Origin of the sequence: Mitsuokella sp. UBA4253 (genome assembly GCF_002395285.1) — a bacterium.
Classification (GTDB): Bacteria; Bacillota; Negativicutes; order Selenomonadales; family Selenomonadaceae; genus Mitsuokella; species Mitsuokella jalaludinii.
The window spans coordinates 177,471-198,809 of the sequence record NZ_DGWR01000002.1; the positions used below are offsets into that span (position 1 = coordinate 177,471).

General features: G+C 58.5%; 19 protein-coding genes and 2 tRNA genes. 4 read left to right on the plus strand and 17 right to left on the minus strand.

The annotated features are described in order from the left end of the window. Window positions 1–107 precede the first annotated feature (107 nt). Window positions 108–659: a phosphoribosyltransferase family protein gene (locus B2X55_RS01145; RefSeq protein ID WP_055160167.1), complete on the plus strand. Its 552-nt coding sequence runs from the start codon at window positions 108–110 to the stop codon at window positions 657–659. 94 nt (window positions 660–753) lie between these two features. On the opposite strand, the gene B2X55_RS01150 is transcribed toward B2X55_RS01145, so the two are convergent. The 4 genes from B2X55_RS01150 to B2X55_RS01165 all read right to left on the minus strand — a co-directional run bounded on the left by B2X55_RS01150 (window position 754) and on the right by B2X55_RS01165 (window position 3,340). Next, window positions 754–1,254, minus strand: coding sequence for a hypothetical protein (locus B2X55_RS01150; protein WP_036378512.1), 501 nt, complete (start codon window positions 1,252–1,254; stop codon window positions 754–756). Between the two features lie 117 nt (window positions 1,255–1,371). Continuing rightward, window positions 1,372–1,824: a hypothetical protein gene (locus B2X55_RS01155; protein WP_255240483.1), complete on the minus strand. Its 453-nt coding sequence runs from the start codon at window positions 1,822–1,824 to the stop codon at window positions 1,372–1,374. A 309-nt stretch (window positions 1,825–2,133) separates the two neighbouring features. Next, window positions 2,134–2,364, minus strand: a complete 231-nt coding sequence (locus tag B2X55_RS01160; RefSeq protein ID WP_005842176.1) for a glutaredoxin family protein — start codon at window positions 2,362–2,364, stop codon at window positions 2,134–2,136. Between the two features lie 49 nt (window positions 2,365–2,413). Continuing rightward, on the minus strand, window positions 2,414–3,340 hold the full coding sequence (locus B2X55_RS01165; protein WP_036378895.1) for an NAD(P)/FAD-dependent oxidoreductase: 927 nt from the start codon (window positions 3,338–3,340) through the stop codon (window positions 2,414–2,416). Window positions 3,341–3,573: 233 nt separating this feature from the next. Between B2X55_RS01165 and B2X55_RS01170 the strand changes: the two genes are divergently transcribed. Continuing rightward, window positions 3,574–3,924: a YezD family protein gene (locus B2X55_RS01170; protein ID WP_070099879.1), complete on the plus strand. Its 351-nt coding sequence runs from the start codon at window positions 3,574–3,576 to the stop codon at window positions 3,922–3,924. Between the two features lie 55 nt (window positions 3,925–3,979). Here the strand turns inward: B2X55_RS01170 and B2X55_RS01175 are convergent, their stop codons facing one another. Both B2X55_RS01175 and B2X55_RS01180 read right to left on the minus strand, forming a co-directional pair. Next, window positions 3,980–5,035 carry an AI-2E family transporter gene (locus B2X55_RS01175; protein ID WP_286820561.1) on the minus strand — a complete coding sequence of 352 codons (1,056 nt, stop codon included), beginning with the start codon at window positions 5,033–5,035 and terminating at the stop codon, window positions 3,980–3,982. Between the two features lie 178 nt (window positions 5,036–5,213). Next, window positions 5,214–5,594, minus strand: a complete 381-nt coding sequence (locus B2X55_RS01180) for a universal stress protein (protein WP_005842169.1) — start codon at window positions 5,592–5,594, stop codon at window positions 5,214–5,216. 201 nt (window positions 5,595–5,795) lie between these two features. On the opposite strand from B2X55_RS01180, the gene B2X55_RS01185 reads away from it, so the two are divergent. Then, window positions 5,796–5,872, plus strand: a tRNA-Pro gene (locus B2X55_RS01185). A 111-nt stretch (window positions 5,873–5,983) separates the two neighbouring features. Next, window positions 5,984–6,060: transfer RNA gene (locus tag B2X55_RS01190), tRNA-Pro, on the plus strand. A gap of 451 nt (window positions 6,061–6,511) precedes the next feature. Here B2X55_RS01190 and purD read toward each other — a convergent pair. From purD to B2X55_RS01245, 11 genes are all read right to left on the minus strand, one after another. Beyond that, entirely contained in the window at window positions 6,512–7,795 is a 1,284-nt protein-coding gene (gene purD, locus B2X55_RS01195; protein WP_286820562.1) for a phosphoribosylamine--glycine ligase, read from the minus strand. Between the two features lie 83 nt (window positions 7,796–7,878). After that, window positions 7,879–8,472 (minus strand): IMP cyclohydrolase, encoded by a 594-nt coding sequence (locus B2X55_RS01200; protein WP_081828463.1) that lies wholly within the window; start codon window positions 8,470–8,472, stop codon window positions 7,879–7,881. Window positions 8,473–8,731: 259 nt separating this feature from the next. Beyond that, the gene (gene purN / locus B2X55_RS01205; RefSeq protein WP_286820563.1) at window positions 8,732–9,352 is read right to left on the minus strand and encodes a phosphoribosylglycinamide formyltransferase; all 621 of its coding nucleotides are present in this window, start codon (window positions 9,350–9,352) and stop codon (window positions 8,732–8,734) included. After that, window positions 9,345–10,397 carry a phosphoribosylformylglycinamidine cyclo-ligase gene (purM, locus tag B2X55_RS01210; RefSeq protein ID WP_286820564.1) on the minus strand — a complete coding sequence of 351 codons (1,053 nt, stop codon included), beginning with the start codon at window positions 10,395–10,397 and terminating at the stop codon, window positions 9,345–9,347. Before purM ends, purN begins: the two co-directional genes overlap by 8 nt. 63 nt (window positions 10,398–10,460) lie before the next feature. Beyond that, the gene (gene purF, locus B2X55_RS01215) at window positions 10,461–11,900 is read right to left on the minus strand and encodes an amidophosphoribosyltransferase (protein WP_055160151.1); all 1,440 of its coding nucleotides are present in this window, start codon (window positions 11,898–11,900) and stop codon (window positions 10,461–10,463) included. A gap of 86 nt (window positions 11,901–11,986) precedes the next feature. Then, complete coding sequence (gene purE / locus B2X55_RS01220; protein WP_286820565.1) at window positions 11,987–12,472, minus strand: 5-(carboxyamino)imidazole ribonucleotide mutase; 486 nt, start codon at window positions 12,470–12,472, stop codon at window positions 11,987–11,989. A gap of 151 nt (window positions 12,473–12,623) precedes the next feature. After that, window positions 12,624–13,496, minus strand: coding sequence for a phosphoribosylaminoimidazolesuccinocarboxamide synthase (locus B2X55_RS01225; RefSeq protein WP_286820566.1), 873 nt, complete (start codon window positions 13,494–13,496; stop codon window positions 12,624–12,626). Window positions 13,497–14,368: 872 nt separating this feature from the next. Further along, complete coding sequence (locus B2X55_RS01230; RefSeq protein WP_286820567.1) at window positions 14,369–18,637, minus strand: 2-hydroxyacyl-CoA dehydratase; 4,269 nt, start codon at window positions 18,635–18,637, stop codon at window positions 14,369–14,371. Between the two features lie 187 nt (window positions 18,638–18,824). After that, window positions 18,825–19,619 (minus strand): tRNA pseudouridine(38-40) synthase TruA, encoded by a 795-nt coding sequence (gene truA, locus B2X55_RS01235; RefSeq protein ID WP_286820568.1) that lies wholly within the window; start codon window positions 19,617–19,619, stop codon window positions 18,825–18,827. Between the two features lie 42 nt (window positions 19,620–19,661). Beyond that, complete coding sequence (locus B2X55_RS01240) at window positions 19,662–20,453, minus strand: energy-coupling factor transporter transmembrane component T family protein (protein WP_278821966.1); 792 nt, start codon at window positions 20,451–20,453, stop codon at window positions 19,662–19,664. Next, complete coding sequence (locus tag B2X55_RS01245) at window positions 20,443–21,339, minus strand: energy-coupling factor transporter ATPase (RefSeq protein ID WP_286820569.1); 897 nt, start codon at window positions 21,337–21,339, stop codon at window positions 20,443–20,445. Before B2X55_RS01245 ends, B2X55_RS01240 begins: the two co-directional genes overlap by 11 nt.

Here is a 21,339-nt window from a genome sequence, read left to right on the forward strand (position 1 = left end):
CTGATGTTTATTCGATTTTCACTGCCAACGGCCTGCACACAATTGCACCGCGCCCATCATCATAGTATAATGGATGAGGAATATAGATGAAATGAAGAGGTGCTAAGATGGCAGATCGATATTATACGTTACACATTGCAGGCTGCACGCGCAACCTGCCCATCCTCAATGTCACGGACAAACTGGCCATCGCCGGCTTTGTCATGCTCGGCGATGTGGAGCTCACGGACGCCTGTGCGCAGGCGCTGGCCAAGAAGGTGCCGCCCGAGACAGATTACGTGCTGACGGCGGAGACGAAGGGCATCCCGCTCGCGGAGGAACTCGCGCGCGCACTCGGCATGGACCGCTACATCGTCGCGCGCAAGTCGGTCAAGGCGTACATGGAGAACGCGCTCTGGGTCGATGATGTCTCGATCACGACGAAGGGCACGCAGAAACTCTGCCTTGACGGCACGGACATCGAACGCATCAAGGGCAAGAACGTCCTGCTGCTCGACGATGTCATCAGCACGGGCGGCTCGATGAAGGCGCTCGTCGAGCTGACCGAGAAGGCTGGCGGCAAGGTCATCGGCCAGGCATGTGTGCTCGCCGAGGGCAATGCTGCCAAACGCGACGACATCATCTTCCTCGAGCCGCTGCCGCTCTTTGATGCGCAGTGAGCCCTGAATCGCCTAGTTGCATATGAGAAAACCCGCAGTGATGCGGGTTTTCTTTTTATGCGCAGTTATGCGGTTTTACACCAGATGCACCCGATCAGAACTTGACCGAGACGCCGACGCCGACGCCGTTCTCGCGGCTGCCCTCATCCGGCTTGAAGTTGTGGTAGTTGACGTTGAGGTCGACATTGAGCAGCAGGTTCTTGTTGACACCGACCTGCGTCTCATTGAAGTCCTTGCCCGCGACATACGAAGCGTAGGCATCAAAGCCCAGTACCTTCGGCGTGCTCACCGCAACGCCGGCGAAGGCATTATCCTTATCATTCGGGAGGTTCCAGCGGTAGCCGCCGATGACCTTGAGTTCAGAGCCGACGATATCGTACTGCAGGTAGGCATCCTTGTGGTCGCCCTTCTCATCGCGGTCCGCATACTGGAAGCCGACCGTCGCCTTATTCGTCACCTTGTGCTCGATGTAGCTCTCCTTCGTGCCAACGCCGACAGCCGTCTCGTGATTGGCCATCTGGTTGATAGGAGCTGCCATCGCATAGGAAGAGCTGACGAGGAGCAGTGCCGCCGTCAGCAGTGCTGATTTTTTCATGTAGGTCCCTCCAAAATGAAATCCATTCATGTGATAGTCATAATCATACAGGAAAATTCTACATGATTTTTACGAAACTGTCAAATCCGCAGCTCTTTCCGCATCGAAGTGAGCGGTTTACGGCTTCCATGTCGCAGGAGCCTGGCCGTTGCCGAAAAGCTTCTGCATCGCCGCAGTATCCCGATAGGTAGCTGTAGGCGCATCATTTTCCACATTGGCTGATTTGCCGTTGAAGTAATAGACGTTATAGGCATCCCCCTTTTTTTCAATGCGCACGCCTGCCCAGTTGCCCCGGTCCGCCTCATCCAGATCAATGTGGCTTGGATCCAGGCCCGTTGCATTCCAGAGGCCGGTAAATTGCTTGTAGGGCCAGCCATTGACCTCCACGGTTCCATCTCTGCCACCGTTTGCATACGCCTTTATCTTGTCATTCCAGTTGGACTGCAGGTCAAGCTCTACCCATGCCCCCTCGCTTTCAAGACGGATTTTCCTGTTTTGTATGGCACTCTTAAGCCCCTGCTCCAGCTGGCTCTGGGCAAATCTCTGATGTCCTTCCTTCGTATTATCCATCGCATAGGCAATGGTCTTGGATATCTGGAAGTAGGCATCGCTGACGGCCTCGGCCAGCCCGCCCTTGGCAAAGATTGCTGCAGCGATGCCGACGATAAAGGCAAGAATCAGAGCGTATTCGACGATGCCCTGACCTTTTTGGTACCATTTATGATAATGATTCGATTACATCGGTTTCATACATACCACCTATCCACCTATCGTTAACGTAAAACATTCTATGTTATCACCTTCCATTATAGTATGGGGGTAACAGAAAAGCCAGCTAAAAATAGCTGGCTTAAGAGGGAGAATGTATGATTGTAAGGCTCAGAGGCCGAGCAGTGCGTCGAGCTTGGCTTTGTCGAAGCTCACGACGAAGTCCTTGCCGTTGACGGTCGTGACAGGCACGATGAGGTCGCCGGAGATCTTGTAGCATTCGTCGCGGTCGGCATCGCTGAGCTCGATGTTGTGCTCCTCGTAGGCCACACCTCTGGATTTCAGGTATTTTTTGACTTTATCGCACCAGGGGCACTGCGTGATAGAATAGACTTTTACCATGATGATTCCTCCTATACAGAAATAATGACGAGATATTCTTGTTAACCACTTACAGAGATTCGATGTACTTCTCGGCGAGCAGGGCGGCTGTCGTGCCGTCGGCCGCTGCTGTTGTCAGCTGGCGGATTTCCTTCTCTCGCACATCGCCGGCAGCGAAGACGCCGGGAAGATTCGTGCGGCAATCCTCACCGGCGAGGATGCGGCCGCTCTCCGTCATCTTGACCTGTCCCTCGAAGAGGTGGGTGTTCGGCACGACGCCGATGTTGACGAAGATGGCATCGACGGGCAGCTCGCGCTCCTCACCCTTTGCCTTGTCGTAGATGGTGATGCTCGTCAGGCGGCCTTCACCGTGCAGGGCGCGGATTTCCGTCTCGAGCAGCACTTTGACCTTCGGATTGGCGAAGAGCTTGTCCTGCGATGCCTTGTCGGCGCGCAGCTTCGAGCGATGGATGAGGTAGAGCTCCTTGGCATACTTCGTCAGGAAGTTCGCCGCATCGACTGCGGCATTGCCGCCGCCCATGACGGAGATAACCTTGTCCTGATACATGTGGCCGTCGCAGAGCTCACAGTAGTGGACGCCGCGGCCGCTATACTTCGCCTCTTCCTTGAGCGGCAGCTTGCGGCGCTCCATGCCGGAAGTGATGATGACGACCTTGGCCTCGTAGATATAGCTCTGCGTCTCGACAATCTTCGTCTTGCCCATGAGGTCGACGCGCTCGATCATGTCGAACTCATCGACTTCGGCACCAGCTGCTTCGGCCTGCTGTTGGACGGTCGTCATCAGGTCGCTGCCGCTGACCTTTGTAAAGCCCGGGTAATTCTCGATACCGACGGCGTTGGCGATCTGCCCGCCGACGATGGCATTCTCGAGCACGAGCGTCGAGAGATTCGAACGCCCTGCGTAGAGCGCTGCCGTAAGGCCGGCCATGCCGGCACCGATGATGATGACATCTTTTGTCTTGCGTTCCTTCGTCATACTATCCCTCCGTTATCTGTCTTCCGCATGTCGCTGCCGTGCGGAGCGGCTCTCTTGCTTTCTGACCTCAGTATAGCAGATGTTGCGGCCGCCTTCTGTTACTGAGTTACAGTGACAAAAAGATTTCCTGCATCTTGGCTTCCCTTGACTTTTCGCTCCATCTATACTATGATAAAAGCAGTATATAAATACATATTTGTTTACTATGCATTAATCTAGAAAGAGGCGATCTCATGCCCGGAATCAGACCAGCCCCAGGCGAAATCCCACAGAAAGCAATGGCCTACATCCTCCAAGGCCTCTGCACCATCAGCTACGGCGAGATGGTCCTCGTCGCGCAGGACGGCGTCCTCATGCAGGTCGAATGGAGCGAGAAACGGCGCCTCGACTGCTGGCACGACACCGAAGATGCAAAGCCCCCCTACCCCGAGCGCGTCCTCACGGAGCTCGCCGCGCGCATCCGCAAGGAATTCCGCCTGCTGCAGTACGGCAGGCTCGTGCTCGTCATCCGCAAGGGACGCCTCATGCAGATCGAACGCACAGAAAAACAGCGCTTCACCGGCCTTGACGGCGAGGGCATCTGATTCAAGATGTCCTGCCGCAGCCGGGAAGCGCTGCTTTTTTTGTCGCAGGATGCATTCAACGGTCTTCGTGCTTCTCCTTGGTCAGCCAGCGGGACGTGCGGATTTTTTTTATTGTCTCGAGTCGGTCCTGATAGATGTCCTCGATGACGAGCTTGCAGATAACGATGAAGGGCACTGCGAGGAACATGCCGGCCGGGCCGAGCACTTCGCCGCCTAAGATGATGCCGAGGATGATGGCGATTGGATGCAGATTCAGGGACTTGCCGATCAGCGTCGGATAGACGAGATTGTGGTTGACCTGTGTCAAGATCAAGTAGAAGCCTGCCGTCTGGACGGCCACCCACGGGTCGACAGTCGCCGTCAGCAGGATACCGAAGATCGAGGCGACAGTCGGGCCGAGCACCGGCACAAACTCGCTGATGCCGGATACCATCGCGAAGACCGAGGCGTAAGGCAGGCTTCGCGAGGTGTAGTAGAGGAAGACGATGACGGCCGTCAGGCTACAGATGACGAGCTGGCTGCAGATGTACGTGCGCAACGCTGAGAGGATGCGGTTGAAGAGTGCGAGCACACGGCTGTAGTCGCGCTGCGGGAAGAGGCTCGCGAGATAGATCTTGATATCATTGCCGTCCTTGAGCAGGTAGAAGGTGACAAAGATGATGATGACCATGTCGATGAACTTGCTGAAGATCGAGAGCAGGACCGTCAGCGACGATTTCAGCGCATCAATGCTGGCCGCCTTGAGCTCGAGCCAGAACTGCTCGAATTCATCCGTCAGGTAGACATTGTCGTGAATCAGGGGCGCCTGTTGCAGTTTCTCCGTAATCTGCGGGAAATCCGTGACGAACCGCGTGAACGTCGGGATGAATGTACTCGAGACGAGCAGCAGCAGCCCGCCGCAGATGGCGAGAAAGCCAATGAGCACGATTGCCGCCGCGAGCCCGCGGTTCATCCGGGACTCGAGCCGGTCGACGAGCGGCGTCAAGAGCAGCTGTAAGAGCAACGAGATGAAGATGATGAAGGCCAGCTGCGGCAGGAACCAGAACGTCGACAAGAGGATCGTGAACGTCACGCCGAGCAGGATGGACGTCCGATAAGTCTTTAAACGCATAAGAAACTCCTAACCATAGAAGATGTACATAGGATACCTGCCCTGATTATACCACAGAGCGAACAGAAGAGAAAGAAAGGGACTGCCGTGCGGACGGCAGTCCCTTTCTTTCTCAAAAGACGGCCGCCCGCGAGCTTCTTCTGCTGCGCAGGGGCAGTCTTTTCGTGTAGTTCTGGAGTTACTTGATGACCATGACTGGAATCGGGGATTCTTCGACGACTTTCTGGCTGACACTGCCGATCAGTGCGCCCTTGAAGAGGCCGAGGCCGCGGCTGCCCATGATGATGAGGTCACTGTGCTCTTCGGCAGCTACGCGCATGATGGCTTTCGGGATGTTGCCCGTCTCAACGTGCTTGGAGGCCTTGATGTCGTCCGGCAGTTTCTCCCAAATGCGATCGAAGACGATGTGGCTCGGGATGTCTTTGTTGATGTTGCTGGCGACGTAGACGAAATCGAGGTCGGCTTTGCATTTCTCGGCGAAGAAGATTGCCTCATCGACGGCCTTGCAGCCGTTGACGGAACCGTCGACTGGTACTAAGATTTTCTGGATTCTGCCCATATTAACCCCTCCTATGCGAAGATGAATGATTTTCTGATTATATGGAGTATTTCGTTCTCACCTGGTGAAAATCCTGCTTTTCATCTGGCTTTTTCTTGCGCTACGAACATATTTTTTCTATCTCATGGCAGCCTGAAGAATTTTTTTCGAAAAAGGTGTTGACAGGAGTGTGGATTCTTCGTATAATATCTCTTGTGACTACGGGATGTGGCACAGTTTGGTAGCGCGCATCGTTCGGGACGATGAGGCCGCAGGTTCGAATCCTGTCATCCCGACCATTGAATGTTCAAGCCATCTGCTCTTGCGGATGGCTTTTTTCGTATCAGAATTATTTTTGTAAAAAGTGTTGACAAGAGAACGGATTCTTCGTATAATATCTCTTGTGACTACGGGATGTGGCACAGTTTGGTAGCGCGCATCGTTCGGGACGATGAGGCCGCAGGTTCGAATCCTGTCATCCCGACCATTGAATGTTCAAGTCGTCAGCTTTTGCTGGCGGCTTTTTTCGTGCGTGAGGCTGGTTGACATCTCATAAGGGGAAGGGGGATGATTTTCGGCTTCGGCGCTCCGTTAAATGGCCTCCTCGACTTTGCTTTTTCTCTAAGTGACTTCGCCGCCTGACGCGGCGTTCTGACATCGCATTACCTAGCAAGCATCTCTGTCGGCCAGCCCTACGGGCAATCACTCCGCTTCTGCAGGCGAAAACCATCCCCCTTCCCTAGCTACTGCCTACCGGCCAACCATACGGGCAAGCACTTCTGCAGGCAAAATTCCCCACCTCTTTCCTAGGTGCTGCCCTTTCCTCGATGTTCTAGGGCGTGCTTTGCTTCGCTCGCACTCACTTTTTCAGATATGGAAGACCAATAAAAAAGACACGGCATATGGGCCGTGTCTTTTTACCAGTGGGATAAATTGTCTTATTTATCGGTCAGGCGCTCGAGGGCGCGATGGGCGATGTCCGTGCGGTGGAAGGCTCCTTCGAAGGTGATTGCGTTGACGCCTTTGTAGGCTTTGTCGACGGCGTTGCGGATGTCGTCGGCGGTGGCTACGACGCCGAGGACGCGACCGCCGCTCGTCACGATCTTGCCGTCTTTCTCGGCGGTGCCGGCATGGAAGACGAGGGTGCCGAGGGCTTTTGCTTTTTCAAGGCCATCAATCGGGAAGCCTTTCTTGTAGGCTTTCGGGTAGCCGCCGGAGGCGATGACGACGCAGACTGCTGCCCCATCGCTCCATTCGATGTGCTCTTCGTCGAGGGTGCCATCGGCGCAGGCGAGCATGATGTCGACGAGATCGCTCTTGAGGAGCGGCAGGACGACCTGCGTCTCGGGGTCGCCGAAGCGAGCGTTGAACTCGACGACTTTCGGACCTTCTTTTGTGATCATGAGGCCGGCGTAGAGGCAGCCTTTATAGGGCCTGCCTTCTTTTGCCATGGCGGCGATGGTCGGCTTCAAGATGCGCTCGGTGGCAATCTTCACCATCTCGTCGGTCATGACCGGTGCCGGTGCATAGGTGCCCATGCCGCCGGTGTTGGGGCCTTTGTCGCCGTCGTAGGCGCGCTTGTGGTCCTGGGAGCTGACCATCGGGCAGATGGTCTTGCCGTCGGTGAAGGCTAAGAGGGAGGCTTCCTCACCGTCCATGAACTCCTCGATGACGACGCGGCTGCCTGCCTTGCCGAAGGCGGCGTCATCCATGATCTCGTGGACGGCATCGAGTGCCTCGTCGAGTGTCATGGCGACGATGACGCCCTTGCCGGCGGCAAGGCCGTCGGCCTTGATGACGATTGGGGCGCCCTCCTTCTTGATGTAGTCGCGGGCTGCTTCGGCATCGGTGAAGACTTCGTACTTGGCTGTCGGGATGCCGTACTTCTTCATGAGGTTCTTGGAGAAAGACTTGGAGCCCTCGATCTCGGCTGCGAGTTTGCGCGGGCCAAAGGCCTTGATGCCGGCCTTGTTCATGGCATCGACGACGCCATTCGTCAAGGGGACTTCCGGGCCGACGACGACGAGGTCGATGGCCTTCTCCTCGGCGAGCTTGACGAGGGCTTCGTTGTCGCAGATGTCGACGTCTCCGATGCACTCGGCGACATCAGCCATGCCCGGATTGCCCGGCACAGCGTAGAGCTTCGTTGCCTTCGGCGACTGCGCGAGTTTCCAGGCCAGCGTGTGCTCGCGGCCACCGGAACCGATCACTAAGATGTTCATGGTAGTTCCTCCAATATCACGTAAATCACAAAACAGCCTTCTCCCGCAGGCATAGAAACGCCCGCAGGGGAAGGCTCGTATCCTTATTTCTTGAGCTGCTCGGCGAGATAATCCTTGATCATCGTGTCGTAAGCGGCCGTATGGGCAAAGGCCTCCTGTGCGAGCTCCATGCGCGTGCGGTCGTCGACGCAGCCGTTCTTCGCGACCTGCTCGGCAATGGCATCGTAGCGGGCCGGGTTCGTGATGATCGTGACGAACTTGAAGTTCTTGGCTGCAGCGCGGACCATGGCCGGGCCGCCGATGTCGATGTTCTCGATGGCCTCAGCGAGCGTGACGTTCGGCTTGGCAATCGTCTCTTTGAACGGATAGAGGTTGACGGCGACGAGGTCGATGCCCGTGATATGATGCTCCTCCATCTCGCGGACGTGCTCGGGATTGTCGCGGACGGCCAAGATGCCGCCGTGGATGTACGGATTCAGTGTCTTGACGCGGCCATCCATGATCTCCGGGAAACCCGTGACGTCGCTGACATAAGTGACGGGGATACCGGCCTCTTTGATGGCCTTCATCGTGCCGCCCGTCGAGACGATCTCAACGCCTGCTTCGTGGAGCTTGCGGGCGAATTCGACGACGCCCTGTTTATTCGATACGCTGATGAGAGCGCGTTTGATCTTCATGGTGTGTACCTCTTTCTCAGTTTGTTTACATCGTGCATGGGCAGGGGCGAGTTTTTTCGGCTTCGGCGCTTCGCTGAATGGCCTTCTCGCCTCTTTACTTATGGCAAAGGTGGTTCGCCGCCTGACGCGGCGTTCTTACATTGCGGAACATAGCTGGGGATTATCTGTCGGCCAGCCCTTCGGGCAAGCGCTTCGCTTCTGCAGGCGGACACCATCCCCTTCCCTAGCTACTTCTTACACAGCCCCATCCCCAGCATGTTTACTGCTTGGCAGACAGGATGCGCACTTGGCGGCCTTCTACTTTGAGGCGGCCTTCGCAGTAGAGCTGGATGGCTTTCGGGTAGATGATGTGCTCCTGCTCGAGGACGCGGGCACCGAGTGTCTCCTCGGTGTCGTCATCGAGCACAGGCACGGCGGCCTGCAGGATGATGGGGCCGCTGTCGGTCCCTTCGTCGACAAAGTGTACGGTGCAGCCGCTGACTTTGACGCCGTAGGCGAGCACATCGCGGTGCGCGTGTGCGCCCGGGAAGCTCGGCAGCAGGGCCGGGTGGATGTTCATGATGCGGCCTGCGTAGTGGCGCACGAAGTACGGCGTCAGGATGCGCATGAAGCCAGCGAGCACGACGAGAGTGACGCCTGCTTCATCGAGGGCCGCGATCAGGGCCTCCTCAAACGGCTGGCGGCCGTCAAACTGCTTGCGGTCAATGCAGACGGCCTTGATGCCGGCCGTTTCAGCGCGCGTCAGCGCGTAGGCATCCGGCTTGTCGGTCAACACGACGGCAATCGTCGCATCGACTTCACCGCGGCCGATAGCATCGATGATGGACTGGAGGTCGGTGCCGCGGCCGGAGCACAGCACGCCCAATACTTGCTTACTCATCGAACACGCCGCCTTTGATCGTCACATCGTGATTGCCGCGAACGACGCGGCCGATCTCGTAGACCGTCTCATGCTCGGCTTCGAGGTGCGCCTTGATCTTGTCGGCCTCCTCGCGGCTGGCCATGATGACCATGCCGATGCCCATGTTGAACGTGCGGTACATCTCATGCCAGTCGACATTGCCCCACTGCTGAAGCAGGCGGAAAATCGTCGGCATCTGCCAGACGGAGCTGTCGATCTCGACGGCCATGTTCTCAGGCAGTGCGCGCGGGATGTTGTCGTAGAAGCCGCCTCCCGTGATGTGGACCATGCCGTGGATGTCGAATTTCTCGATGAGCGGCAGGCATGTCTTAGGATAGAGGCGCGTCGGCGTCAGGAGTTCCTCGCCAATCGTCTTGCCGAGCTCGTCGATGTACTCGTCGCCCTTGAAGCCCTTGTGCTCGAAGCAGATCTTGCGCACGAGGGAATAGCCGTTCGAATGGACACCGGAGGAAGGCAGGCCTAAGAGCACATCGCCTTCCTTGACGCACTCGCTCGTGATGACCTTCGACTTCTCGACGACGCCGACGGCAAAGCCAGCGATGTCGTACTCACCGACCGGGTAGAAGCCACTCATCTCAGCCGTCTCGCCGCCGATGAGAGCACAGCCGGACTCCTTGCAGGCATTCGCGACGCCCTTGACAACAGAGGCGACCTGCTCCGGGTCGAGCTTGCCGACGGCGAGATAGTCGAGGAAGAAGAGCGGTTCGGCGCCCTGTACGAGGATGTCGTTGACGCACATGGCAACAGCATCCTGGCCGATCGTGTCGTGCTTGTCGAGCATGAAAGCGAGACGCAGCTTCGTGCCGACACCATCCGTGCCGGAGACGAGGACCGGCTCCTTGTACTTGCCGGAATTCAGCGCAAAAAGACCGCCGAAGCCGCCGAGGTCGCCGAGGACCTCCGGACGATACGTCGCCTTGACGCTGTCCTTGATGAGTTTGACGGAGTAGTTGCCAGCATCGATATCGACGCCGGAATCCTTATAGGTAAGTTGTTCTGCCATTTGATCTCCTGGTTCCTTTCCTATCCTGTCTTATCCTGTCTGACAAAATCCTGTGGCTCGCCTTCAGCACTTGCGCTGCTCGAAGACGTACTTGCTGTCGCCTGCCGGCTTCGCACCGTCCTTGATCGGGTAGGCACTGTTGAAGCAGGCGTAGCACATGTCCTCTGCATTGAGGTTCGGCACACATCTCTTGAGGCCATCGATGCTCAGGAAGTGCAGGGAATCCGCACCGATGAACTCGCGGATCTCCTCGACGGACTTCGTCGCGGCAATGAGTTCCTTGCGGACGCTGGTATCGATGCCATAGAAGCATGGATAGCCGATTGGCGGACTGCTGATGCAGACGTGTACAGCCTTTGCCCCGGCGTTCCGGAGCATGCGGACGATCTTGCCGCTCGTCGTGCCGCGGACGATGGAGTCATCAACCATGATGACCGACTTGCCCTCGACGACGGAGCGGATGGCATTGAGCTTGAGCTTGACTGCCGTGTCGCGCTTCTTCTGCGTCGGCTGGATGAAGGTACGGCCGATGTAGCGGTTCTTGATCAGGCCCTCGACGAACGGGATGCCCGATTCATAGGCAAAGCCCGTCGCTGCCGTCGTGCCGGAGTCCGGGACGGAGATGACGATATCGCCCTTGAAGCCCGACTCGCGCGCGAGCTCGCGCCCCATGAGGAAGCGCGCTTCGTGGACGCTCTGGCCGTCGATGACGGAGTCCGGACGTGCGAAGTAGATGTGCTCGAAGATGCAGCCGGCCTTCTTCTCGTCCGTCGCGAACGGATACGACTTGAGACCGTCCTGGTCGATGACGACCATCTCACCCGGCAGGACATCGCGCACGAACTCAGCGCCGACAACATCGAGGCCGCAAGTCTCCGACGAGAGGATCCAGCTGCCCTCCTCTGTCTTGCCGATGCAGAGCGGACGGAACCCCTGCGGATCGCGGGCGCCGATGAGCTTCTCCTCCGTCATGATGGCCAGGCAATAGCAGCCCTTGACCATCTTGAGGCTCTCGATGATGCGCTCCTCGATCGTCTCCTTGTGGGAGCGCGCGACAAGGTTCACAATGACTTCCGAATCGATGGACGTCTGGAAGATCGTGCCCTGCTGCTCGAGGTTATGGCGGATCTCAGCGGCATTCGTCAGATTGCCGTTGTGGGCAAGCGCGATCTTGCCGCCCGCATAGTTGACGAGCAGCGGCTGCGTGTTAGCGAGCAGGCTCGAGCCCGTCGTCGAATAGCGCACATGGCCGACGGCAATGCACTGATTCTCCATGTGCGGGACCTGATGGCGGAATACTTCATTGACGAGGCCCATGCCGCGCGTCACATCCATCCAGGCGCCATCCGTGATGGCGATGCCGGCACTCTCCTGCCCGCGATGCTGCAGGGCGTAGAGGCCGAGATACGTCAGACCGGAGACATCTTCCGTATGGGAGTACACGCCGTAAACGCCGCATTCCTCTTTCCACTTCGGTTCTGGGTTGTAGCCATTATCATACATGGTTGTTCTGCTTCTTCCTTTTCTCTTGACGATACATTTTCTTATCAAAGGGACTTGATGGAGCCTGAAGGCCGCTAAGACGCGGCTCAGAGCTGAGCCGCAACGCGTGCAGCCTTCTTCTCGACACCGGCGACCATATCGGCGCGGTAGTCAGCGAGCTTCTTCTTAAGGTCATCATCTGCAATCGAGAACATCTCGACAGCAAAGATGGCAGCGTTCTTCGCACCGTTGATGGCCATCGTCGCCACGGGGATGCCCGACGGCATCTGCACCGTCGAGAGCAGTGCGTCCATGCCGTTGAGCGACGTCGCATTGATCGGCACGCCGATGACCGGCAGCGTCGTGTAGCTTGCCACGACACCAGCGAGATGTGCGGCAGCGCCTGCACCGACAATGAAGACGCCGACGCCCTTGGCGGGAGCCGACTCGACGAATTCACGGACCTTGGCCGGCGTGCGGTGCGCGGAGGCGACTGTCACTTCCGACTCGATATCAAACTGTTTCAAGAGCTCAACGGCTGGCTTCAGGATTGGCCAGTCGGAGTCGCTTCCCATGATAACAGCTGCTTTCATGGATTATCATCTCCTGTTATACACTCAAGCAATACATCATTTCATACATTAATGATAACGGTAAAAATCTGGGCTGTCAACAAAAAAACAGGACAGGTGTCCTTGCGCAAAAGGAAAAGCCCCCGGCCAAGCCGGGAGCGAGAGACAAGGGTCAGTCGAGATCCTTGCCCGTAATCATCTTGTAGGCTTCTATGTATTTGGCAATCGTCTTGTCGATGACATCCTGCGGCAGCTTGTAGTCGCTATCCGGATTTGCCTTGAGCCAGTCGCGGACGAACTGCTTGTCGTACGACGGCTGCGGCTTGCCTGCCTCATAACCTTCGAGCGGCCAGAAGCGGGAGCTGTCCGGCGTCAGGACCTCGTCGCCAAGGACGATCTTGCCATCCTCATCGAGGCCGAACTCGAACTTCGTGTCGGCGATGATGATGCCGCGCGAAAGAGCGTACGAAGCGCACTTCTTGTAGATGGCAATCGTATAGTCGCGCAGTTTCTCGGCATACTCCATGCCATGGCCAGGGAACTCCTTCTCGAAGACAGCAGCGCCCTGCTCGAGGGAGACATTCTCGTCGTGGTCGCCGAGTTCTGCCTTCGTGCTCGGCGTGAAGATCGGCTCAGGCAGCTTCTCGGATTCCTTGAGGCCAGCCGGCAGCTTGATGCCGCAGATCGTGCCGTTCTCCTGATAGCTTGCCCAACCGCTGCCCGTGATATAGCCGCGGACAATGCACTCCATCGGCAGCATCGTGAGCTTCTTGCACTTCATGCTGTTGCCGAGGAACTGCGGCTGCTGGAAGAACTCCGGCATGTCGTTATTGTCCACCGAGATCATGTGGTTCGGAATGATGTCCTTCGTGAAGTCGAACCAGAACTTCGACATCTGCGTCAGGACTTTGCCCTTCTTCGTGATCTTGTTCTTGAGGATGTGGTCGAATGCGGAGATGCGGTCTGTCGCAACCATGATGATGCTGTCGCCTGCATCATAAACCTCACGAACTTTTCCGGATTTGAACGGCTTATACTCTTTCATGTGTTATCGTCTCCCGTCACATAAAGTATAGATAGGATTTTCATACCTCCATCATAACGGCAGATGGGAAAAATGTCAAGAAATGGGTCAGGTGTCCTTGAAATCAGGATTCGTATCGTAGGGAGGAGGGATGTATTTCGGCTTCGTCGCTGCCGCCCTCTTCTTTCATCGAGCAGCGAAGCGCCGGGGTGATGCCCTTCCGGTTTCGTCACTCCGTTAAATGAGCCGCATGAAACGCCCCACCGCCCCCACACCTCGCCGCCTGCCGCGGCGCTTTGACATCGAGGTCGGGGGGACATGTTGCGCCTGCAGGAGCGGCGCGGCTGCCCGCAGGGATGGCCCCTAACACTCCATTAGCCTCAAGTCGCAATGTAAGAACGCCGCGGCAGGCGGCGAAGCTCCTTCGTTGCTGGAAACACCATAGGAGCCATTTAGCAGAGCGACGAAGCCGGAACATGTCCCACCGGCCCCTTGCCAAATGCGACTCACTTCAGCGAATCCAGCATCGGCAATCAAAAAGAGCCCGCCCTACTCCATCTGCAAAAATGGAGCTAGAGCGGACTCTTAGAAAGCGGTATGAGCTGAGGCCGGGGTGGTGTGTACCGCCTGCAGGAGCGCAATGTCTGCTAAAAACGGACTGAGCTGAGGTCAGTGGGACATGTTCCGCCTGCAGGAGCGGCGCGGCTGCCCGCAGGGATGGCCCCTAACACGCCATTAGCCTCAAGTCGCAATGTAAGAACGCCGCGACAGGCGACGAAGCTCCTTCGTTGCTGGAAACACCATAGGGGCCATTTAGCAGAGCGACGAAGCCGGAACATGTCCCACCGGCCCTTTGCCAACACTCACTCGTCTCCTCGAATCAGCACTTGTAATCAGCCCCTCATGCCTTCACTGCTTTTCTCCTCGTCTTTCTCTTGTTTCGGCCCGCGCTCTTTCGCGACGGCGAGCATGAGCTTGATGCGGTTGAGCTGATTGACCTCAGAAGAGCCTGCATCGCAGTCGATGGCAGTGAGGTTGGCTCCCGTGTAGCTCTCGCGCAGCTCGTGCATGACGCCCTTGCCGGTGATGTGGTTCGGCAGGCAGCCAAAAGGCTGGAGGCAGATGACATTTGGCACACCCTCGTCGATGAGCTTGACCATCTCGCCCGTCAGGAACCAGCCTTCGCCGGCCATGTTGCCGAGGCTGACATGGCGCGAGGCGAGCTTGGCCGTCTCGTCGATCTTGTGCGGTGCGAGGAAGTGGCGGCTGTTCTTGAGGGCCTTGCGCATCGGCGCGCGGTAGAAGTTGATGATGTTGATGAACATGCGCCCGAAGAAGCTGTTCCGCTTCTTGCCGTCGAGCAGCCTGTGCTTGACGATCGGGTCGTAGGCCGAGTAGAGGAAGAAGTCGACGAAGTCCGGCATGACGACCTCCGCGCCCTCCTCCATCAGGACCTTCTCGATGTGGTTGTTCGCGACCGGATGGTACTTCGCGAGGATCTCGCCGACAATGCCGACTTTCGGCTTCCAGAGTTCTTCATCGATCGGGATATTGTCGAATTCCTTGACAATCTGCTTGATCGTGCGCTGGAACTTGAAGTAGCCGCCGTCCTTGAGGACGTCCTTGCACTTTGCCATCCACTTGTCAAAGAGACGCTGCGTCTCACCCTTCTGGAGCTCATACGGCATCATGCGGTTCTTGACGTTCTGCAGGAGGTCGCCGAAGATCGCGGCCTTGATGGCGGCGATGAGCATCGGGCGCGTGAGGCGGAAGGCATCCGTCTCCTCCGGCAGGCCGTGCACAGCGAAGACCGGCACCTGCGGGAAGCCCGCGTACTTGAGGGCCTGGCGAAGGACGCTCATGTAATTCGTCGCGCGGCAGGCACCGCAGGTCTGGAACATCGCGATGCTCGTATGGTCGGGGTCGTACTCACCCGACTTCAACGCTGCAATGAGCTGGCCGATGACGACGATGGACGGGTAGCACATGTCGTTGTTGACGTAGCGCAGGCCGAGGTCGATGGCCGCCTTGTCCGGCATCTCCGGCACGACGAGATTGTAGCCATAGTCGCGCATGACCGACTTGATGAGCTCGAAGTGTATCGGGGCCATCTGCGGTGCGAGGATCGTGTGCGTCTTCTTGCACTCCGCGGTGAAGTGCGGGCGCTCGATTGGCTTGACTTCCTGATACGGCACGGGCTTGCGGCGCGCGAGCGCGGCCATCAGGGAACGCAGGCGGATGCGGGCGGCGCCGAGGTTCGAGACTTCATCGAGCTTGATCATCGTGTAGATGCGGTTGTGAGCCTCGAGAATGTCCTTGACCTGGCCCGTCGTCAGCGCATCGAGGCCGCAGCCGAACGAGCTGAACTGGATCAGCGTGAAGTTCGGGTGCTCTGCGACGAACTGCGCCGCATGGTAGAGGCGCGCGTGGTAACTCCACTGGTTGACGATCTTGAGCTTCGCCGCCTTGACCGGCACGTGGTAGACGGCGTCTTCCGAGATGATGGGCAGATGGTAGCTCTGGATCATCTCCGGGATGCCGTGGTTGATCTCCGGGTCGATGTGATAGGGGCGGCCGACGAGCATGATGACCTGCTCCCCCGTCTTCTCGACGCGCTCGAGGATCTTGGCGCCGTAGTCGCGCACATCCTGGCGGTACTGGGCGAGCTCCTTGTAGGCCTCGTCGACAGCCTCGACAATCTCCTCTTTCTTCAGACCCTCATGGGCGCCGAGTTCCTCGTAGAGGCGCGCGGCCATGCGCTTCTCGTCGTTGATTGGCAGGAACGGCTGCAAGAAGTCGATGTGCTTCTCGCGCAGGATGTCCATGTTGCCGCGGATGTTCTCAGCGTACGAAGCGACAATCGGGCAGTTGTAGTGGTTTTCAGACGGATGCTTGTCGTCGACCATGTTGTAGGGCTCGCACGGATAGAAGATCTTCGTGATGCCCTTCTCGATGAGGTCCATGATGTGGCCGTGTGCAATCTTGGCCGGGTAGCAGAGCGAGTCGGACGGCACCGTCGCCATGCCCTTGAAGTACATCTTCGCGCTCGACTTGCCCGAGAGCACGACGCGGTAGCCGAGCTTCGTGAAGAACGTGAACCAGAACGGGTAGTCCTCGTACATGTTGAGCACGCGCGGCAGGCCGATCGTGCCGCGCACAGGCTGCTCGAGCGGCTCGTAGTACTGGAACAGCCGCTCGTACTTATACTGGTAGATGTTCGGCGTGTCGGAGTCCTTCTTCTGGCCGCCGATGCCGCGCTCGCAGCGGTTGCCCGTGAAGTACTTGCCGCCGTCCGGGAACTTCTGCATCGTGATCAGGCACTTGTTGCCGCAGCCGCGGCAACGGTAGGAGCTCGTCGCGACAGAGAAATGGTCGAGCTCATCTGGCGACAGCAGGCTCGACTGCTGCGTGCCGGCTTCCTCTGCCGCCTCCATCGCGAGGATGGCCGCGCCATAGGCGCCCATCAGGCCCGCGATATCGGGGCGGATGACGTCACGGTCCAGGAGTTTCTCCATGCAGCGCAGCACGGCGTCGTTGTAGAATGTGCCGCCCTGCACGACGATGTGGTCGCCGAGCTCGCGGACATCCTTGAGCTGCATGACCTTGAAGAGCGCATTCTTGATGACGGAGAACGCGATGCCGGCCGAGATGTCGGCGACGTCAGCGCCCTCTTTTTGCGCCTGCTTGACCTTCGAGTTCATGAAGACCGTGCAGCGCGTGCCGAGGTCTACGGGGGCCTTCGAGTCGATGGCCTTGGCCGCGAACTCCGCCGGCGTCATGTGCAGGCCCTCGGCGAAGTTCTGGATGAAGGAGCCGCAGCCGGCCGAGCACGCTTCGTTGAGCGTGATGTTGCCGATACTGCCGTCCTTGACGAAGAAGCACTTCATGTCCTGGCCGCCGATGTCGAGCACGAAGGTGACATCCGGGCAGAATTCCTGTGCCGCCCGCAGGTGTGCGAACGTCTCGACCTCGCCGCCGTCAGCATGCAGGGCAGCCTTGACAATGGCCTCACCATAGCCCGTCGTCATCGCGCCCGCAATCTGCGTGCCCTCCGGCAGCGCCGCATAGAGGCCCTTCATCTCCTTGACGACCGTCTTTAAGGGCGAGCCCTGATTGCTGCCGTACGAGGTGTAGAGGATCTCCTTGTCCTTGCCGATGGCCGTGATTTTCGTCGTCGTCGAGCCCGCATCGATGCCGATGTAGACAGGGCCGCGGTACGCGCTAAGGTCGCCGCGCCTTACCTTGTCCTTGTCGTGGCGAGCCTTGAATGCCTCATAGTCCGCGCGGTCCTCGAACAGCGTGAAGTCCGCCTTGCGCGTCTCCCTCGCAGCGGCTTCCTTCGCTTTCGCGATGCTCTGCTCGAGGCGCGCGACGTCGATGACCTCTGCCTCGTCAGAGAGCGCCGCACCCATGGCGACGAAGTAATTGCCGTAGTCGACCTTGACGACATGTTCATCGTCGAGCTTCAGCGTCTCGATGAAGCGCTTGCGCAGCTCCGGCAGGAAGTGGAGCGGGCCGCCGAGGAAGGCGACGTGGCCGCTTATCGGCCTGCCCTGCGCGAGGTTGCCAATGGTCTGATTGACGACCGCCTGGAAAATCGACAGCGCAATATCCGCCTTTTCGGCACCGTCGTTCATGAGCGCCTGGATATCCGTCTTGGCGAAGACGCCGCAGCGCGAGGCGATTGTGTAGATCTGCTTGCCTTTGGCCGCGAGGTCGTCGAGCCCCTTGGCATCGGTCGACAAGAGCGAGGCCATGTGATCGATGAACGAGCCCGTGCCGCCGGCGCAGACGCCGTTCATGCGCTGCTCCGGCGCATCGCCGAAGTACGTGATCTTCGCATCCTCGCCGCCGAGCTCGACGACGGTATCCGTCTGTGGGATGAGCTCTTTGACCGCTGCGGCACAGGCGATGACCTCCTGTACGAAGGGCAGGCCAATGCGCTGAGCGATGCCCATGCCGGCTGAACCCGTCAGGGCAAACGAGAACTTCTTCTCGCCGACGATGGATTTCAGATGCGTCAGATTCTCCTGCAAGGCATTGCCGATCTCCGAGAAATGGCGCGCATAATTCTTGTAGAGGATCTTCTTCTCATGGTCGAGAACGACGAGCTTGATGGTCGTCGAACCGACATCAATCCCCACATTCAATACAGATTTCATATTCACACCACCTAGTGTCTTGAATTGATTCTGGAAAATAAGTGAATAAGCCCCCCTGTTTCGAGGGTCACATTTTATTCTAACCCATCTGCGACTCGTTCGCAAGTCCGGACATCACAGCACAAAACGAGCCGTTCTGCCAATAGTCTGGAGCAGAGCGGCTCAAAAACGCGGAGAAGTTGCTGGATCAGAAATGGAAGCGCTCGCCGTAGTCGACTTCTTCGAGGAAGAGGCCGCAGGCCGGCGCTGTCGCCGCAGCCTTCGTCCTGTCGCATCCGTCGAGGATCTCCTGGAAGCGCTGCGGCGTGATGATGCCGAGGCCGACATTCGCGACCGTGCCGATGATGTTGCGGACCATGTGATAGAGGAAGCCATTGCCGTGGATGCGGCAGACGAGCTGATTGCCCGCCGCTTCTTCGACGGCCGCTTCGTACATCGTGCGCACGGGGCTCATCGGCGCACCGCCACTCGCGCGGAAGGCGGAGAAATCGTGCGTGCCTAGGATGCAGCCGAACGCCTCGCGCATGGCGGCGACATCGAGCGGCCGCCGGATGTACCAGGCGTAGCGCGCCGTCATGGGATCAGGCACTTCGCCGCGCTGGATGCGGTAGATATACGTCTTGCTCTTCGCACTGTGGCGCGCGCTGAAGTCGCGGTCTGCCTCCCCCGCCGCCCGCACGACGATGTCCGAGGGCAGCAGGCTGTTGACAGCGCGCACAATGCGGTCCGTGGGGATGCGCCCATCCGTGAAGAAGTTGACGACCTGACCGTAGGCATGGACGCCGGCATCCGTGCGGCCCGATGCCGCGAGCTCGATGGAATCGCCGAAGACCACCTGCAGTTTCTCTTCCAATATATTTTGCACGGCAACGACTGGCGGCGTCTGGCGCTGGAAGCCGTGGTAGGCCGTGCCGTCATAGGCGACCTTGAGGACGATATTGCGCGCGCGCGCCTTCATCTCCGCCTTGTGTTCTCGTTTCATCGCTGCATGAAGTCCTTTCTGTTGTTCATAGAGTTCATCGATTCATCGGAGAGCTAGCACTGCCGCAATCAGCAGGATGCTGAAGCCCCAGGCCACATAGTCGATGCTCGTGATCTTCAGGGCCTTCATCTGCGTCCTGCCCTCGCCGCCGCGGTAGCAGCGCGCCTCCATCGCCATCGCGAGGTCATCGGCACGGCGGAAGGCCGACAGGAAGAGCGGCACGAGCACGGGCACGAATGCCTGCATGCGCTTCATGATGCTGCCGGTCATGAAATCTGCACCGCGCGACTGCTGCGCCTTCATGATGCGGTCCGTCTCCTGGATGAGCGTCGGCACGAAGCGCAGGGCAATCGTCATCATCATCGCGAGCTCATGTGCCGGCACGCCGACGCGCTTGCCCGGCGAGAGCAGGGCCTCCATCGCATCTGTGAGCTTCAGCGGGCTCGTCGTGAAGGTCAGCAGCGAGGATAGGAGGATCAAGAGCACAAGGCGCAGGCAGATATAGAAACCCTCGACGATGCCCTCCGCTGTCACGCTCAGGAAGGCGACCTTGCAGAGTTCCTCGCCCGGCGTGCTGAAGATGTGCACGACGAAGGTGAAGAGGATGATCCACCAGAGCGGTTTCAGCGAGCGCAGCATCATGCGCATGGGTACCTTGGATAGCAGCATCAGGGCCGCCGTCAACGCCGTCATCACGCCATAGGAGATGCCGCTCTTGCAGAGGAAGATCAGGACGAGATAGAAGAAGAGCAGCACGACCTTCGTGCGCGGATCGAGCCGGTGCAGGATAGAATTGCCAGGGAAGTACTGCCCGATCGTGATGTCACTGAGCATGTTTTTTGCCTCCTTTGCCCTTCACAGCCTTCAAGACGTTCAAGATTTCCCGCTTCGCCTCTTCGATGATCAGGCAGTCCATGCGCACCGGCAGGCCCTTGGCGCGAAGCTCTTTCATCAGCGCCATGACGTGTGGCAGCTTGAGGCCGGCCCCTTCGAGCAGATCCTCCTGCGCGAAGGCCTCGCGCGGCGAAGCATCGCAGACGAGCCGTCCCTGGTTCATGATGAGCACGTGGTCGGCCAGCCGCGCGATATCGTCCATATTGTGGGAGACTAGGATGATCGTGACGTGTTCCCTATCGTGCAGATGGCGGATGGTCTTCACCAGTTCCTCACGGCCGCGCGGGTCGAGGCCGGCGACAGGCTCGTCGAGGACGAGGTACTTCGGCCGCAGGGCCAGCACGCCTGCTATCGCCACGCGGCGCATCTGGCCGCCTGAGAGCGCGAGCGGCGAGCGCTTGCGGTACGTCTCGTAGTCGAGATGCATGAGCCGCATCGCCTCTTTGACGCGCTCTGCCGTCTCCTCCTCGGACAGCCCGAGGCTCTTCGGGCCGAAGGCGATGTCCTTCTCGATGGTTTCCTCGAAGAGCTGCTGCTCGGCGTACTGGAAGACCATGCCGACCTTGAGGCGCATGGCCCTGGCCGTCGCGCGATCCTTCTTCGCCTTGGGATTGATGTCGACATCATCGACGAGCACGCGGCCTGCCGTCGGCTGCAAGAGTCCGTTGAACTGCTGCAGGAGCGTCGACTTGCCCGACCCCGTGTGGCCGGCGATGGCCGTCAGTGAGCCCTCCTCGATGACGGCAGAGACATCGCAGAGCGCCTGATGCTCAAACGGCGTGCCGGGCATGTAGACATACGCGACATGTTCTAACGTGATGGACAA